This window comes from Hafnia alvei (assembly GCF_034424155.1).
Classification (GTDB): Bacteria; Pseudomonadota; Gammaproteobacteria; order Enterobacterales; family Enterobacteriaceae; genus Hafnia; species Hafnia alvei.
In genome coordinates, this window is sequence record NZ_CP139992.1 from 785,001 (window position 1) to 800,736 (window position 15,736).

Below are 15,736 nucleotides of genomic sequence, written 5' to 3' on the forward strand. Positions count from 1 at the left end.
CGTACCTTCTCTTATTCAAGCCCACGACGATATTGATAGAACGCCGCACAGGCTCCTTCAGAAGAAACCATCAGCGCACCAAATGCGTTTTGCGGATTACAGCCAACGCCAAACAGAGGACATTCGGCCGGTTTGCAGCGACCGGTAAGTACATCGCCGCAGCGCGCTCTGGGATCATCGGCGACTTTCTGCTCTTGCGGATGGAAGCGTAACTCAGCATCAAACTGAGCATACGCAGGGCTTAAGCCTACGCCGGAATGGGCTATTTCGCCTAAACCGCGCCATTCGCTGCTTTCTTTGGTAACGAATACTTCATCCAAGACCTTCTGCGCGATTGCGTTGCCGTGATCGGGAACGATGCGGCGGTATTGATTCTCTACGCTACAGCGTTCTTCGGCAATTTGCGCCACCAGCATGTCCAGCGCTTGCAAAATATCGAGCGGCTCAAAGCCGGTGATAACCAAAGGCTTATGGAAATCTTCGCAGATAAACTCATAGGGATGAGCGCCAATGACCATGCTGACATGGCCGGGCGCGAGGAAGCCGTCGATGCGTACATCCGGCTGCTGCAATAGGCTGCGCAGCGTAGGCGTGATCGTAATGTGCTGGCAGAAAACCGAGAAGTTTTTCAATCCCAGCGTTTTCGCTTGTTGCAGTGTGACCGCGGTGCTCGGCATTGTGGTTTCAAAACCAAGACCGAAGAACACCACTTCTTTGTCTGGATTTTGCTGCGCCAGCGCAAGGGAATCCAGCGGGGAATAAACGATGCGAACGTCAGCGCCTTTGCGTTTGGCATCCAGCAGAGAACCGTGGCGCCCAGGGACGCGCATGGCATCGCCAAAGGTACAAAAAATCACGTCCGGCTGGCTGGCAATTTCGACACACTCGTCAATGCGGCCCATTGGCAGAACACAAACGGGGCATCCGGGACCGTGAACAAACTCGATCTCCGGTGGCAGCAACTGATCTAAGCCAAATTTGAAAATAGCGTGAGTATGTCCGCCACAAACTTCCATCAGTTGAAGAGGAAGTTTGCAGTGTGAAGGTAAGGTTCGAACCCGTTCTGTAATCCGCTGAACCAGCTTTTTCGCTAGCTCAGGATCGCGGAACTCATCAACAAACTGCATATCTCATACCACCTTACTTTTCACTGACCTGAGGAGCGGGTTCGCCGTTACGCAGGAAATAGCCCACGTCCTCTTCAACTTCTTGCATCGCCATTAACGCATCCAGCGTATCTTTGGCTTCGGCTTCATCGAGAATGCTCATGGCAAAACCAACGTGAACCAGCACCCACTGCCCAAGCATCTCTTGAGGTGAGCCTTCACAGACCAGCGCGATATTGACTTCGCGCTTCACGCCACACACGTCAACCATGGCCATTTGATGAATATCATCGCCAACGGCAACGACCTGACCTGGAATTCCTAAGCACATACGTTTGTCTCCAACCATGCAAGCCAAGCATCCATTCCTTCACCGCTGGTGGCGGAAAGTTGGATAACGGTGATCTGTGGATTAACGCGTTTTGCATTGGCAATGCAGGCTTCAACGTCAAAGTGCAGATACGGCAGCAGATCGATTTTATTAATAATCATCAGTGAAGAGGCCGCGAACATATGCGGATATTTCAGCGGTTTGTCTTCGCCTTCGGTAACGGACAGCACGGCAACTTTATGACGTTCGCCAAGATCGAAGCTAGCTGGACACACCAAGTTCCCAACGTTCTCAATAAACAGCAGGCTGCGGTCTGGTAGATTCAGGCGATGCATCGCGTCGTGCACCATTTGTGCATCCAAGTGGCAGCCTTTACCGGTGTTCACCTGAATAGCCGGAACGCCGGTTGCGCGAATACGCTCTGCGTCATTGGTCGTTTGCTGATCGCCTTCAATCACGGCGCAACTGTATTGATCGGCAATGCGCTTGAGGGTTTCCGTTAGCAGCGTTGTTTTGCCTGAGCCAGGGCTTGAGACCAAATTCAGTGCGGCAATATGCTGCTGGGTAAAATGCTCACGGTTGTGCTCGGCCAGATGGTTATTTTTGCCGAGAACGTCTTGCTCAATTTGCAGCATACGGCGTTGGGTCATGCCGGGCGCATGGCTACCTGCCTCGCCTTTACCGTAGTGCAGATCGTTATCTTGCTGTTCTGGCGTAAATTTTTCGTCGTGTTTATCGAGATGCTTTTCTAGGCGCTTTTCTGCGTGCTTATTTTTGCTCTTATTCTTGTGTTTATGCTTGTGGTCGTGAAGATGCAGTTCAGCATCAGAGGCAAGTACGTAGTTATAGTGATGATGATGTACGTCGCCGGTGTGATGATAATGATGGTGCACGACGACAGTCTGAGGGTGTTCATCCTGCGCGTGCTGATGTTGATGCCCATGGTGATGATCGTGCTCATGCTCATGATGACCATGTTCGTGGCTGTGATCATGCCCGTGTTCATGACCATGGTGATGGTCGTGATGGTGCCCGTGCTCATGATGATGGTTGTGATCGTGATGATCGTCGCCTTCAATGCGCTGTTCGCCAGCCGCGCAACCGCAAGTAGTACACATAAATTCTCTCCCGAAAACTATTCGATTTCGATTTGTTTGATTTGCATGCTGTCGCCGCTGTCCACGCGCAGATTATGGCTCTGGCAATGTGGGCATCCTGCGTCATGCGCTGATACGGTAATGGCCTGACTACAATCCCAGCACCAGGCTTGAGCTGGTTGGGTGGTGATGTGCAGCGCACATCCCTCGGCCACGCTGCCACGGCAGACGATTTCAAAGCAAAAATGTACGGCGCTCTCTTCGATACATGAGAGTGCGCCAATCTCCAGCCATACACCGGTTACGCGCTTCACGTTGTTGGCTTGAGCCTGCTGTTCGATGATGTCAAATGCGCTCTGGCATAGGGTTAGTTCATGCATAGTGGTTATCTTATTTTTTATGGCGGGCATATCCTCGGTGAATACACACCGTAGCACCTTGATTACCGTCATTAGATGGCTGATTGATAGCATAGTGATGGCGCAACATTTACGCCTTTGCGATCGCCCTCGCATCCCATCGCTGAGCGGCGGCAATGACCGCCTGTCCTAACGCCAGAGCACCATCTCCAGCGGGTAATGCTTGCGGCAGTAACAGCGTGAATTCAGCCAAATTTTGCTGTAACAGTTGGCGTAACAAGCGGTTATGTAAGACTCCGCCAGCCATCACGATCGTGCGGCAGTTTTCTACGTTTGCGTGAACCCGCACTAAGTCTGCGAGCCCGTGAGCCAATGCATAATGAAATGCATAGGCGCGATCTTCCGGTGTGGCCTGCCAACGGAGCCACTGTTGCCAGAAAGTGGCCATATCGAGATTATTGTGTGCATCCAGCGGCAATGATACCGGCGGGTGTCGTTCCTGAGCCTGCTGGGCTAAGGCTTCTAATCGACAGGCGGCTTCACCTTCAAAGCTGATTGCTTCAGGACAAATGCCTAATGCCGCGGCCGCCGCGTCAAATAATCTTCCTGTGGAAGACGCCAGTGGGCTATTGAGTCCGCGTTCAATCGCCCGCTGCAAAACTTGCCAAGGGTGAGAAAGAATAAATTTGGCTTCAGGATAGCTTTGCCAGTTGGGAACAAAACGTAGCAACTGTGCCAGCAGGTTTCGCCACGGTTGACGAGCGGCCAAATCACCGCCTGCCAATGCAACGGCAGGTAATCCGCCCAAGCGCTGCATTTGGCGATAATCCACCCGTAAACACTCACCGCCCCAAAGGGTGTTATCTGCGCCAAAACCAATACCAATACCATCAAGCGCCAGCCCAATCAGCGGTGGCGTATCTAAAGGAATACCATGCTCAACCATGCAGGCTGCAAGATGCGCGTGATGATGCTGAATGGGTAAACATTCAAGGTTCAGTTCTTGCGCCTGTTGCTGAGCAAACTGGGTGCTGACATAGGCCGGATGCATGTCACAGGCGATCGCTTCAGAACTAAATTGATAGATTTGGTGCAGCAATGTCCATGTTTGGTTGAACTGCTGCTGTACGCGTTCGTCGCTTAAATCGCCGAGATGCTGGCTGAGTACGGCCCGATTGCCTTTTAACAGACAAAACGTATTTTTCAGATCGCCACCGACAGCGGCTACGGCAGGCAACGATTGGAAACTCTCTGGTAAATCAATAGCATCAGGTACATAGCCTCGTGAGCGGCGGAGCATTTCGCTACCGTGCGGTTGCCAACGAATCACTGAATCATCAACGCGTTGGATGATATCTCGGTTATGCAGCAGCCAAATATCTGCGATATCGGCCAGATCGTGTAGCGCCTGTGAGTTGCTCAATGCGGGAGGTAAACCATTGGCATTGCCCGATGTCATCACTAAGGGACGCCCCATTTTTTGCATCAATAAATGATGCACGGGGTTCGACGGCAGCATGACGCCAACCTCATCCAATTGCGGCGCAATCTCATCTAATACCAAGGTAGATTTTTGCAGCAACACAATGGGGGCGGCAGGCCTGCTCAGCAGCTTGAGTAAGTTGTCTGCAACGTTATCTCGGCAATAGGCACGCACCCAGCTTTCATTGGGTAACATGACGGCTAAAGGCTTGGCTGGTCGGTGCTTACGCTGGCGCAGAAGTTGTATCGCGTGCGGGTTGGACGCATCGCAGGCCAGATGGAATCCGCCGATGCCTTTAATGGCTGCAATGCCGCCGTTAAGCAGTACGTCGACCACTTCCTTCCACGCATGCGCGCCCATAAAAGGCTGCCCACCTGCGCTATTGCAGCTCCACAGATGGGGACCGCAGGCGGCACAGGCCGTCGGCTGGGCATGAAAACGCCGGTTAGCGGGATTTCGGTATTCCTGATCGCAGGTCGGACACAGCGGAAAAACTGCCATCGCGGTGAAAGGGCGATCGTATGGCATACGCTGAATAATGGTAAACCGTGGCCCGCAGTGGGTGCAGTTAATAAACGGATAGCCAAAACGTCGGTTGGCCGGATCGTTCATCTCGCGCAGACATTCTGGGCAGGTGGCGGCATCGGGCACAATCTGGGTATCCATTTGACCCTGACCGCTTTCAATAATGCAGAACTCATGAGGAAGCTCACCGCCGAGCCATTCTTGCTTACTGATCGTGTCAATGCGCGCCAGCGGTGGGCACTCCTGACGTAAAAGGTGACAGAAGTGTGCGATATCTGCGGGTAAACGTAGGGCGATTAATACGCCTTGGGCATCATTGCTTACTTCGCCTTGCAGTTTCAGCCGTTGAGCCAGTTGCCAGACGAACGGACGAAAACCAACACCTTGGACTTTGCCTTTTACTCTCAGCAAGATTGCGTTGTGACTCAAGGTGGCTCCTGAAGACTACGTCATATCAAAGATGACTATTTTCCGTATTTAAACGATAAACATCTTTGATGTGGGGCAGCGTGTGTGCAAAAAGGATTAGTAAAGCGAGTATTTTCTTTATCACCTCTCCCATAAAGAGAGAGGTGATAGTAAAAGAGCTAAAAATTAAGCACGAACCATCATGCGTTCAGCGTCTTCAACATGATGACGCAGGCGCGATTTCATTTCGTTATAGGTCTGAGAGGCGTAATTCTCCGCCCAATCCTGATCGATGATGGGCTCAACGCGTACCGCACAGTATTTGGTTTCTGGCGTTTTAGATACGGGGTCCAGATTATCCTGAGTCAGCTCGTTGCATGCGCCAATCCACCACTGATACGTCATATAAACGGCACCCTTATTGATGCGTTCATTGTAGTTACAGCGCGAGATCACTTTGCCACGGCGGGATTCAACCCATAGGATTTGCTGATCGCAAATTCCCATACGCTGAGCGTCTTCAGGATGCATCTGCACAAAGCCCGGTTCATCGGCCAATGTTTGCAGCGCGGCACAGTTACCGGTCATGGAGCGACATGAGTAATGGCCTACTTCACGCACGGTACACAGCACCAGAGGGAACTCTTCGTCTGGGATCTCCGCCGGAGCACGCCACGCGGTCGCGAACAGTTGACCTTTTCCTGTTGGGGTATCGAAATGGTTGTCTTTATACAAATAAGGCGTGCCGGGGTGATCGAGCGTTGGGCATGGCCATTGTACGTGTCCCATTTCCCCAATTTTCTCGTAGGTTGCGCCGTAATACAGCGGGCACAGCTCGCGCAGTTCATCCCAGATTTCTTCGTTGCTGTTGTAATGCATCGGGTAGCCCATCTCGGTGGCCAGCAGACTGATAATTTCCCAGTCACGTTTAACGTTGCCTTTCGGCTCGATGGCTTTTCCGAAACGTTGGAACCCGCGGTCGGCACAGGAGAAGATCCCGCCGTGTTCGCCCCAGCTGGTGGCCGGTAAAATAACGTCGGCTTGCTCAGCGGTTTTGGTCATGAAGATGTCTTGCACCACCACAAACTCTAAGGCGTCAAAGCCTTTGCGCACGAGGCCTAAGTCGGCTTCGGTTTGCAGGGGATCTTCGCCCATGATGTAGTAGGCTTTTACTTTGCCTTCAAGGGCTAAGTGCGGCACTTCAGTAATGCGATAGCCGATATTAGGGTCCATATCGTCCGCATTGATGCCCCACGCTTTGGCAAATTTGGCGCGAATTTCTGGGTTTGTCACCGACTGATAGCCTGGGAATTCATTAGGCAATACGCCCATATCACAGGCCCCTTGTACATTGTTTTGACCACGTACAGGGCCAACGCCCACGTCAGGACGGCCGAGATTGCCGGTCAGTAACGCTAAACCGGATAGGCCTTTCACCACGTCAACGGCTTGTCCAAACTGAGTGACGCCCATCCCCCACATAATGGTGGCGGAAGGTGCCGCTGCGTAGGTGCGCATGGCTTGGCGAATATCTTCGGCGGGAACGCCAACCAGTTTTTCGACGGCTTCTGGGCTGTAGTCGGCAACGATTTGGCGATACTCCTCGAAGCCTTCGGTGAAATTAGCCACGTAGCTTTTGTCGTAAAGATTTTCTTCAATCAGGACGTGAGCAAAAGCATTCACCAGCGCCATATTGGTACCGTTGTTCATTTGCAGATGCTGATCGGCAATGCGCGCCGTTTCTATTTTACGTGGATCGCAAACGATGATTTTTGCCCCTTTTTCTTTGGCCTTAATCACGCGACGCGCCACGATAGGGTGGGAATCTGCGCAGTTATAGCCAAAGACCAGCAGGCATTTGGAGTTTTCGATATCGGTGATGGAGTTGCTCATGGCGCCGTTGCCCAGCGTTTGCTGCAAGCCAGCAACCGACGGGCCGTGGCAGACTCGCGCACAGCAGTCAACGTTGTTATTGCCGGTAACGGCACGAGCAAACTTCTGCATCACATAGTTGGTTTCATTACCTGTTCCGCGTGAGGAGCCGGTATGCATGATCGACTTCGCGCCATATTTTTGTTTGATTTCTTTTAGGCGCTGCGCGGTATAGCTGATGGCTTCATCCCAAGAGACGACTTCAAATTTTCCACCTTTTTCTCGGCGGATCATGGGCTCATTCAAGCGCGGCGTTAGCAGTTTTGTATCGTTGAGAAAATCCCAGCCAAAATAGCCCTTCAGACAAAGCTCACCCTGATTGGTGACGCCGTTTGCGCCTTCGGCACGAACTATTTTACCGTTTTCAACACAGAGGCTGATTTTGCATCCTGCGCCGCAGTAGGGGCAGACGGTGACGACTTTACTTTTCACAACGTCGAGATTATTGACAACGATTGAGTTATTCACTGTAGGTGAATTCATAACGAGACCTTACCCCGAACCGGGGATAATGAATGGTTGTTAATCAAGCCTTTTGGTTTTGAAGCTGCAGCCAGTCAACGGCAACTTCAATCAATAGGATTTAAAACTGCATGAGATGAAAGCGTTAAAATGTGAAACCGTTAGAACATGAAATCGATTGTGGTATCGAGCGCAGCACGGCGGCGTTTTTCATTGATCATGTCTTGCATGGCATTGCGGTCAATAAGCTTCAATGCATTGGTGGGACAGGTTTCAACGCACGCAGGGCCATTAGCGCGGGTATGACACAGGTCGCATTTGTTGGCTTCGGCCTTAGACGAAACCATCATGGCAGAGGCGCCATTTTGACGAACGACCGGAGAAGTGACCACTTCCATGGTGCCGTATGGGCAAGCCACCACGCAGGTTTTGCAGCCGATACATTTTTCCTGTGACACATAGATGAAGTCTTTTTGGCGAGTAATGGCACCATTCGGGCAGACGTTGGCACAAGGGGCATCTTCGCACTGGCGACACAGGATCGCTGTACTGACGTTTTCCCCTTTAATGACGTGAATGCGCGGGGTGAAGTTGTCTTTGGACAGGTTGTGAAGTTCGCTGTCTTCACGGTGAGCCATGACGCAGGCGACTTCACAGGTGCGGCAGCCGATACATTTTTTAGGATCTGCAATGACGAACCGGTTCATCAATTAACTCCTGATTTCTCATTATATTTAGTGAGGCAGAAAGAACCTGCCTATGCTCAGATTGCTTATCGGTACTAGTAAGCACACATCATGCCAACTGTATTTCTATGGGTGTTTTTTTGTTTTAAATTAGTGGGTTGCTTTCTAATCTTATTTTGAAAGCTAAAAATTGCGCGTTGAATTGCCCGCTCGACAGGGGGATTCGACATAAGTGTCGAATAATTTGCGCGACACGACATTGGCAACATTATCGTTGGAATGGAGATCTCACTCGTTGATCTTGGCGGTGATAATGGACGTGTTGATTTGATAAAAAGGTGGGATTACGACTTTAGGTCTCTGAACTCATGGACGTTAGCGTTCTTAAAATGAGAATCCAAGATGATAAAAATGCCCCGCATTGCTGAAAACAATACGGGGCATTTATATTTAACGACCTGCCTCTAACCTTCCGCGGTTTCTCGCAGACGACGTTTGATATTGTCGTATTCGCGAACGACGTACTGCTCGGCGTCTTCCTGATCCTTGATGGCATCTACCGCCACGGCACAGTATTTGTACTCTGGCGTTTTGGTAATCGGGCTCAGGTTTTCTGCGACCAGCTCGTTACAGGCACCGATCCACCATTGATACGTCATATAGACCGCACCTTTGTTTGGACGGTTGCTCACGTTGGCGCGGGTAATGACTTTACCCTGACGTGAACGAACCCAAACCAGTTCCTGATCGCGAATGCCAAAGCGTGCGGCGTCTTCAGTATTGATTTGGATAAAGCCGGGTTCGTCTGCCAGTGCAGCCAGTGCCTTACAGTTACCGGTCATCGAGCGGCAGCTGTAGTGACCCACTTCACGCACGGTCGCCAATACCATTGGGAATTCGTCGCTGACTTTATCAATCGGCGGACGCCATTCACAGGTATAGAACTGACCCTTACCGTTAGGGGTATCGAAATTACCGCCTTCATACAGGTAAGACGTTCCTGGGCTTTCGAGCGTTGGGCATGGCCATTGAATGTAGGCCAGATCGGCCATTTTTTCATAGGTCGCACCGTAGTAGATCGGGCACAGTTCGCGAAGTTCGTCCCAGATTTCCTGCGTGTTGTTGTAGTGCATTGGGTAACCCATCGCGGTGGACATCAGGCTAATGATCTCCCAGTCGCGTTTAACATCACCCACAGGCTCTACGGCTTTGTAGAATCGCTGGAAACCGCGGTCGGCTGCGGTGTAAACACCTTCATGCTCACCCCACGACGTTGCAGGGAATACGACGTCTGCAATGGCGGCGGTTTTGGTCATGAAGATATCCTGAACGATCAGAATATCCAGCTTCTCAAAGGTACGACGGATCGTCGCCAGATCCGGCTCGGTCTGTAAGGGATCTTCACCCATGACGTAGTGCGCTTTGATCAGACCGTGGTCGATGTTATGCGGCACTTCGCTCAGCGCATGGCCGATATGGGCTGGCAGGGAAGGAACGCCCCACGCCTTGGCAAACTTCTCACGGGCGGCTTCATCAGTGACATACTGATAGCCCGGATAAGTATTTGGCAGCGCACCCATATCACAAGCGCCCTGAACGTTGTTTTGACCACGAACAGGACCCACGCCCACGTGTGCTTTACCTAAGTTGCCGGTCAGCAGCGCCAGGCTGGTAAGCGTACGAACGGTTTCGACACCCTGATAGAACTGGGTAACGCCCATGCCCCACAGAATGGTTGCCGTTGGTGCCTTGGCATACATGCGTGCGGTTTCACGGATCATCTGCGCACTGATACCGGTGATTTCTTCAACAGATTCTGGCGTATACGGCAAGACCAGATCGCGGAAGGTTTCAAACTCTTCGGTATGCTGTTGGATGAATTCACGGTCGTGAAGATTTTCTTCAATGATGACGTGAGCCAGCGCATTCAGCAATGCGATGTTAGAACCGTTTTTAAGCGGAACATGAATGTCGGCGATGCGCGCGGTTTCGATGAAACGCGGGTCGCAAACAATAATTTTAGCCCCTTTCGCTTTCGCCTTAATAATACGGCGAGCCACGATAGGGTGGGAGTCTGCGGCGTTATAGCCGAAGACAAAAATGCATTGGGTATCTTCAATCTCAACGATTGAGTTACTCATGGCGCCGTTACCGACCGATCGCTGCAGACCTGCAACCGAAGGGCCGTGTCAGACGCGCGCGCAACAGTCGATATTGTTAGTACCGATGGTTGCGCGAGCAAATTTTTGCATCACATAGTTAGTTTCATTACCAGGACCGCGGGAAGAACCGGTGGTCATGATGGCATCTGGGCCGTATTTTTCTTTTACAGCCAGCAGGCGGGAGCTTGCGAATTCAATCGCTTCTTCCCATGAGACGTTTTCTAGCTTTCCACCGCGTTCACGGCGGATCATTGGTGACTTCAAGCGCGGAGTCAGGATTTTAGTATCGTGGATAAAATCCCAGCCGTAGTACCCTTTCAGGCACAGCTCGCCTTGGTTCGTCACGCCATTCGCACCCTCAGCGCGAATGATTCTACCGTTATCGACCACCAGATTGATTTTGCAACCTGATGCGCAATAAGGGCAGACCGTGATGACTTTCTTCATCAACATTGCTCCTATTTTATGCGGCCGGAAGGGACACAATCCGGCTCGTATACATACCGCTCAGCAAGCCGAGCGTTATTTAATGTTTATTCACCTAATTTATATGCATGTACTGTGCCAGTTTTATACCCCTTGCGGGTGATGGCTAATACGTTGAACTATAAGGGCTCAGGGGATAGAGACGTGCTGATCGACATCATCAAAGCGGTGACGAGTTCGACAGTTTTGTCGAAGTGAGGAGTTACGTTTGTGGGTTTTCGATGTGGTGTAAGGTTTCGAACGCCAGTCAACATCCCTACTCCCATGTTTTGGAGGCGTAGGCGTCCGACGAAAGGTTGCTGGCGCGCAACCTCTCGACTCTCGCGCTTTTTACCGAGTCGCTTGGCCGACCGGTCTCGGAGCGTGCATCCTTGCACGCCCTCAACCTTTCACCAGCATCCTTGCTGGTGAATCTATAACGAATTTTTTCAACACGAAAAAAACAATATAACTTTTGTTTTTAAGGAATAAGCCTTGGGAGAAAGAGCCGCTCAGGATGGGAGATACCAAACCGGAGCGGGATCTTGCACATTTATAAGAAGGGGGATTGGCAGTTTAGCCTTGGCTACTCACCCCAAACTCATCTTCATAGGCCACCAGCAGTTCAAATCCGCCTTGATCGCCCCAGTTATTCAGACGCTGATAGACTGTTTCGACGGCGTCTTTCACCGGTTGCATCATCGGGGCATAAAACGCGACGATGGCGGGCTGAATACCCACAAAGGTGATATCCGGTACATCTTCACGCAGTTGCTCGATCAAATAGCTCAGCGGCAGATTATGGGTGGTGACGATAAACAGCTCGGCAATATCTTTTTCATCGATGATGCGGATTTCGCCGGGTTCTAATCCCATTTCGGTGGCATCAACGATGATCAAACGCTCTGGTTTCATCTCGCGGATCGCGTGGGAGTAGCTTTCCGGCGACGTGCCTCCGTCGATGACGGCCCAACCGGCTATCGGATGGTCGGTGACCTTTTCGGCTAACAACGGCCCAGCGCCATCGTCACCCATCATGCTGTTGCCAACGCATAACAATAAATTCTTAACGGGGTGAGCACTCTCTTCTAAAAAACTAGCCATCGCGTCTTTTCACCATCAGATAGATTGCGGGTTCATTTTCGATCATCTGCAGCGCAGCGATCAGTGCGTCTGTCCATGTCTGTTCTTGCTCATTCATCTGCGGACGCGCTTTATCTAAAGCGCAGGCCAGCAAATGCGTGTGCGTACTGTCGATACAGATTTCGCCATAGCGAGGAAGCCCTTCCAGTTTGCGGCGTGCCGTACTTTCTTCCGGCAGCTTGGCTACCCACGCCCGATACCCCGTCAGCGGACATTCCAAACAGGTTTTCAGGCAGTCGATCACCCCGAGGTGATGGCCAATCGCGAGGCTGTAATAGATAACTTCTTTCGCTTCCTGCGGAGTTCTGTCCTCATCTTCCTTTTTTTGCACGAACTTACGGCTCAGGGAGTAGAACACCACCATCGGATCTTGTTCGTGATAAGGCTGATTACGGGCGTGGTCAGTCATTAGAAATTGCCTCCGCGAGCAGCATCATGGCACACCGCCTGTAGGCGAGAGATGATCTCGGTTAGGCGAGGATCATTTTCGTGCGCTAAAAACTGCGCCACGCGTGCTTCAACGGTGAGATCGTTTTGCTGGGCAAGAAGATCCATAAATTTATCGGCGATCTGGCGGCCATAGCGATAACCGGACATACGGCGTGCTTCACGATCGATCATAACGCGTAGCTGTTGTGGGATCGCCGGATGCAAGATAGCGGCCTGCTCATCTTCAGCTTGCTGGTGGTGTTCGCCTTTCAGTTTTTGATCGAGCAAACCCAGCGCCATGGCAAAACCATAAATGGTGGCAGCAGGAGTTGGTGGGCAACCAGGAATGTAAACGTCCACCGGCACAATTTTGTCCGTGCCGCCCCAAACGCAGTATAAATCGTGGAAGATCCCACCGCTGCAACCGCAGGCGCCGTAGGAGATCACGATTTTTGGATCCGGTGCGGATTCATACGCACGGATCGCAGGAATACGCATTGAACGAGTCACCGCGCCGGTAAACAGCAGAATGTCAGCATGACGCGGAGAAGGAACGACTTTGATCCCAAAGCGTTCGGTATCAAATAACGGCGTTAGCGCAGAGAAGATTTCGATTTCGCAGCCGTTACAACCGCCGCAGTCCACGCGGTAAACGTAGGCTGAGCGACGAATATCTTTCAGCAGCGTGCTTTTGAGTTTCGCAATCTGCTCATCGACGGTGATGGGTACTGGTAAACCGTTGGCGTCGCGTGGTCCGATAATCGGTGAGCCGTTGGCTGGCTGTTGAGTAATGATTTGGCTCATTGTGCCGCCTCCTGTGTCAGGTGACGCCCCAGCGTGATACGCGCTGAGTGGGTAATGTTGTTTTTACGTTTACAGTTGGGGCAGGTTTCAAACTGCGAGCGGCGCTCTTCGGCCTGCTCTTCCGTTAAATTGCCCGCCTGAACCAGTAATGCCATGGCATAGTCGATCTCTTTTTGTGCCGCGTAAGGTGCGCCACATTCCACGCAGTTGCAGACTTTGAACTCTGCGGTTTGGAACAGATCGCTTTTGTTCCATACCGCCATTTCAAACTCTTGTGACAGCTTGATCGCCGCGGTTGGGCACACTTCTTCACAGCGTGCGCAGAAAATGCAGCGGCCAAGATGTAATGCCCAAGTGCGCGTACCTTCACGCGCATCGGTTTCCATGGTTAACGCATTGGCCGGACAAGCGGCCGTGCATGCGCCACAGGCGATGCACTGCTCTGGATTGTATTCAGGCTTACCGCGAAAGTTCGGATCAACCTGCATTGGCTTGGCAGGATAAGCCACCGTCGCATTGCGATGCTTAAACGCCGTTTTTAATAATTTCAGCATGGGTATTCTCCTGACCTTACTTCAGCGGTGAGTCTTTGCGTTCCAGACCATAGCGCTCGATTTCTTTGTACGGCACGGTAACGGACTTGCGTTTACGCACGTCGACCAGCGTTACGCGGTCGGTACAGGAGTAGCAAGGGTCAAGGCTGCCGATGATTAATGGTGCATCGGATACCGTGTTGCCTCGCAGCATGTAGCGCAGCGTTGGCCAGTTAGAGTAGGTGGCCGCACGGCAGCGCCAGCGGTAGAGTTTCTGGTTATCACCGGTCATCGACCAGTGAATATCATCGCCGCGTGGTGCTTCAGAAAAGCCCAGTGCGAAACGGTTTGGAATATAGGTGAAGCCTTCAACGGCCAGCGGGCCGCCCGGCAAATTATCTAAACCGAAGTCGATCATATTCAGCGCGGTGAAGACTTCATTCACGCGAACTTTGACGCGAGAAATCACGTCGCAGCCGGTTTCCGTGTGGATTTCCATTGGCAGCAGATCGTAACCCGCAAATGGGTGATCCACGCGGGTATCACGGGCATGACCGCTGGCGCGGATCATTGGACCGACGTTGCTGAAATCGCGTGCGATTTGTGGATCTAAACGACCCACGCCAACGGTGCGCTGTTCCATATTTGGCGTGCTGAACAGGATATCAACCAGCGTTTTCACTTCGGCACGCATTTCAGCGGCCAGCTTGCGGGTTTGGATCATGTCGTCTTTCAGCAGATCGCGGCGGATGCCGCCGATCAGATTCAGACCGTAGGTTTTACGTGCGCCGGTGAGGATTTCAGCCATTTTCATGGATTTTTCACGTACGCGGAAGAACTGCATAAAGCCGGAGTCAAAGCCGACGAAGTGGCACGATAAACCGAGGTTCAGCAGATGACTGTGTAAACGTTCGACTTCCAGCAGAATAGAACGAATAGCCTGTGCACGTTCAGGAACCTGAATGCCCATCGCGTTTTCTACTGAAGAGGTGTACGCGGTGCTGTGTGCAAAGCCACAGATGCCGCAAACACGGTCAGATAGGAAGGTCACTTCGTTATAACCCATGCGGGTTTCGGCCAGCTTTTCCATGCCGCGATGGACGTAGAAAAGACGATAATCGGCATCGACGATATCTTCACCGTCAACGAACAAGCGGAAATGCCCCGGTTCGTCAGAGGTGATGTGCAGTGGCCCGATAGGGACAATTTTGCCACTTTTGCTTTCGTTGATGAACGGATAGGTTTCAACGTCAGTGGTTGGCGCCGGACGCTGACGATAGTCCATTGAGTCTTTGCGCAGCGGATACAGCTCATCTGGCCAATCATCTGGCAGCACCAGACGGCGCTCATCGGGCAATCCAACCGGGATTAAACCGTACATATCACGCACTTCGCGCTCGCCCCAAACGGCAGCCGGTACGCGAGGAGTCACGGACGGGAACTCCAGCGTTCTTTCATCGACCAGCGCTTTTACGGTGATCCAACATTTGGTGCCGGTTTCCATGGAGAGCACGTAGTACACCGCATAGCTGCCGCACAGTGGACGTTCGTCATTGCCGAACAGAACCGATAACCAACCGCCTTGTTTGTAATACAGAAACTCAACCACTTCCGGCAACATATTGGTTTTAATGGTGATGGTTGCCTGAGTGTCTGTCTGCCAGCTTTCGTCCAGAATCGCTGAAGGGAACTGCTGACGCAGTTCCTGAATGTAATGTTGACCTGTTTTTTGCTGATTCATAAACCGTGATGCCCCGTAAGCTGAGAGGGTGAAATAGTGAGTAGGTGAGTGAAGGTTGTCATAACCGGCC

The 15,736-nt window shown here is 51.8% G+C and carries 13 protein-coding genes; all 13 read right to left on the bottom strand.

What is annotated here, in order from left to right:
• Positions 1-11: 11 nt before the first annotated feature.
• The gene (hypD, locus tag U0008_RS03645; RefSeq protein WP_043491034.1) at positions 12-1,127 is read right to left on the bottom strand and encodes a hydrogenase formation protein HypD; all 1,116 of its coding nucleotides are present in this window, start codon (positions 1,125-1,127) and stop codon (positions 12-14) included.
• Between the two features lie 13 nt (positions 1,128-1,140).
• On the bottom strand, positions 1,141-1,437 hold the full coding sequence (gene hybG, locus U0008_RS03650; protein ID WP_025801589.1) for a hydrogenase maturation factor HybG: 297 nt from the start codon (positions 1,435-1,437) through the stop codon (positions 1,141-1,143).
• On the bottom strand, positions 1,428-2,555 hold the full coding sequence (gene hypB / locus U0008_RS03655; RefSeq protein WP_043491037.1) for a hydrogenase nickel incorporation protein HypB: 1,128 nt from the start codon (positions 2,553-2,555) through the stop codon (positions 1,428-1,430). The genes hybG and hypB overlap by 10 nt, the downstream gene beginning before the upstream one ends.
• Positions 2,556-2,572: 17 nt before the next feature.
• The gene (gene hypA / locus U0008_RS03660) at positions 2,573-2,914 is read right to left on the bottom strand and encodes a hydrogenase maturation nickel metallochaperone HypA (protein ID WP_025801587.1); all 342 of its coding nucleotides are present in this window, start codon (positions 2,912-2,914) and stop codon (positions 2,573-2,575) included.
• Positions 2,915-3,023: 109 nt separating this feature from the next.
• On the bottom strand, positions 3,024-5,330 hold the full coding sequence (gene hypF / locus U0008_RS03665; protein WP_043491039.1) for a carbamoyltransferase HypF: 2,307 nt from the start codon (positions 5,328-5,330) through the stop codon (positions 3,024-3,026).
• A 165-nt stretch (positions 5,331-5,495) separates the two neighbouring features.
• Positions 5,496-7,724 carry a formate dehydrogenase subunit alpha gene (fdhF, locus tag U0008_RS03670; protein ID WP_051874074.1) on the bottom strand — a complete coding sequence of 743 codons (2,229 nt, stop codon included), beginning with the start codon at positions 7,722-7,724 and terminating at the stop codon, positions 5,496-5,498.
• A gap of 140 nt (positions 7,725-7,864) precedes the next feature.
• A complete protein-coding gene (hydN, locus tag U0008_RS03675) occupies positions 7,865-8,410 on the bottom strand; it encodes an electron transport protein HydN (RefSeq protein WP_025801584.1) in 546 nt (181 codons plus the stop codon).
• Between the two features lie 443 nt (positions 8,411-8,853).
• Positions 8,854-10,998, bottom strand: a complete 2,145-nt coding sequence (fdhF, locus tag U0008_RS03680) for a formate dehydrogenase subunit alpha (protein ID WP_080723904.1) — start codon at positions 10,996-10,998, stop codon at positions 8,854-8,856.
• 594 nt (positions 10,999-11,592) lie between these two features.
• Positions 11,593-12,120 (bottom strand): hydrogenase maturation peptidase HycI, encoded by a 528-nt coding sequence (gene hycI / locus U0008_RS03685; protein ID WP_025801581.1) that lies wholly within the window; start codon positions 12,118-12,120, stop codon positions 11,593-11,595.
• A complete protein-coding gene (locus U0008_RS03690; RefSeq protein WP_025801580.1) occupies positions 12,113-12,568 on the bottom strand; it encodes a formate hydrogenlyase maturation HycH family protein in 456 nt (151 codons plus the stop codon). Before U0008_RS03690 ends, hycI begins: the two co-directional genes overlap by 8 nt.
• On the bottom strand, positions 12,568-13,392 hold the full coding sequence (locus tag U0008_RS03695) for an NADH-quinone oxidoreductase subunit B family protein (protein ID WP_025801579.1): 825 nt from the start codon (positions 13,390-13,392) through the stop codon (positions 12,568-12,570). The genes U0008_RS03690 and U0008_RS03695 overlap by 1 nt, the downstream gene beginning before the upstream one ends.
• Complete coding sequence (locus tag U0008_RS03700) at positions 13,389-13,946, bottom strand: formate hydrogenlyase complex iron-sulfur subunit (protein ID WP_025801578.1); 558 nt, start codon at positions 13,944-13,946, stop codon at positions 13,389-13,391. The genes U0008_RS03695 and U0008_RS03700 overlap by 4 nt, the downstream gene beginning before the upstream one ends.
• Positions 13,947-13,962: 16 nt before the next feature.
• Positions 13,963-15,666 carry a hydrogenase large subunit gene (locus U0008_RS03705; RefSeq protein WP_025801577.1) on the bottom strand — a complete coding sequence of 568 codons (1,704 nt, stop codon included), beginning with the start codon at positions 15,664-15,666 and terminating at the stop codon, positions 13,963-13,965.
• Positions 15,667-15,736: the final 70 nt, after the last annotated feature.

What these genes read in the sequence shown, in the direction of transcription:
- hypD (WP_043491034.1), bottom strand. Translation starts at nt 1,127, where the DNA reads ATGCAGTTTGTTGATGAGTTCCGCGATCCTGAGCTAGCGAAAAAGCTG.
- hybG (WP_025801589.1), bottom strand. Translation starts at nt 1,437, where the DNA reads ATGTGCTTAGGAATTCCAGGTCAGGTCGTTGCCGTTGGCGATGATATT.
- hypB (WP_043491037.1), bottom strand. Translation starts at nt 2,555, where the DNA reads ATGTGTACTACTTGCGGTTGCGCGGCTGGCGAACAGCGCATTGAAGGC.
- hypA (WP_025801587.1), bottom strand. Translation starts at nt 2,914, where the DNA reads ATGCATGAACTAACCCTATGCCAGAGCGCATTTGACATCATCGAACAG.
- fdhF (WP_051874074.1), bottom strand. Translation starts at nt 7,724, where the DNA reads ATGAATTCACCTACAGTGAATAACTCAATCGTTGTCAATAATCTCGAC.
- hydN (WP_025801584.1), bottom strand. Translation starts at nt 8,410, where the DNA reads ATGAACCGGTTCGTCATTGCAGATCCTAAAAAATGTATCGGCTGCCGC.
- hycI (WP_025801581.1), bottom strand. Translation starts at nt 12,120, where the DNA reads ATGGCTAGTTTTTTAGAAGAGAGTGCTCACCCCGTTAAGAATTTATTG.
- U0008_RS03690 (WP_025801580.1), bottom strand. Translation starts at nt 12,568, where the DNA reads ATGACTGACCACGCCCGTAATCAGCCTTATCACGAACAAGATCCGATG.
- U0008_RS03695 (WP_025801579.1), bottom strand. Translation starts at nt 13,392, where the DNA reads ATGAGCCAAATCATTACTCAACAGCCAGCCAACGGCTCACCGATTATC.
- U0008_RS03700 (WP_025801578.1), bottom strand. Translation starts at nt 13,946, where the DNA reads ATGCTGAAATTATTAAAAACGGCGTTTAAGCATCGCAATGCGACGGTG.
- U0008_RS03705 (WP_025801577.1), bottom strand. Translation starts at nt 15,666, where the DNA reads ATGAATCAGCAAAAAACAGGTCAACATTACATTCAGGAACTGCGTCAG.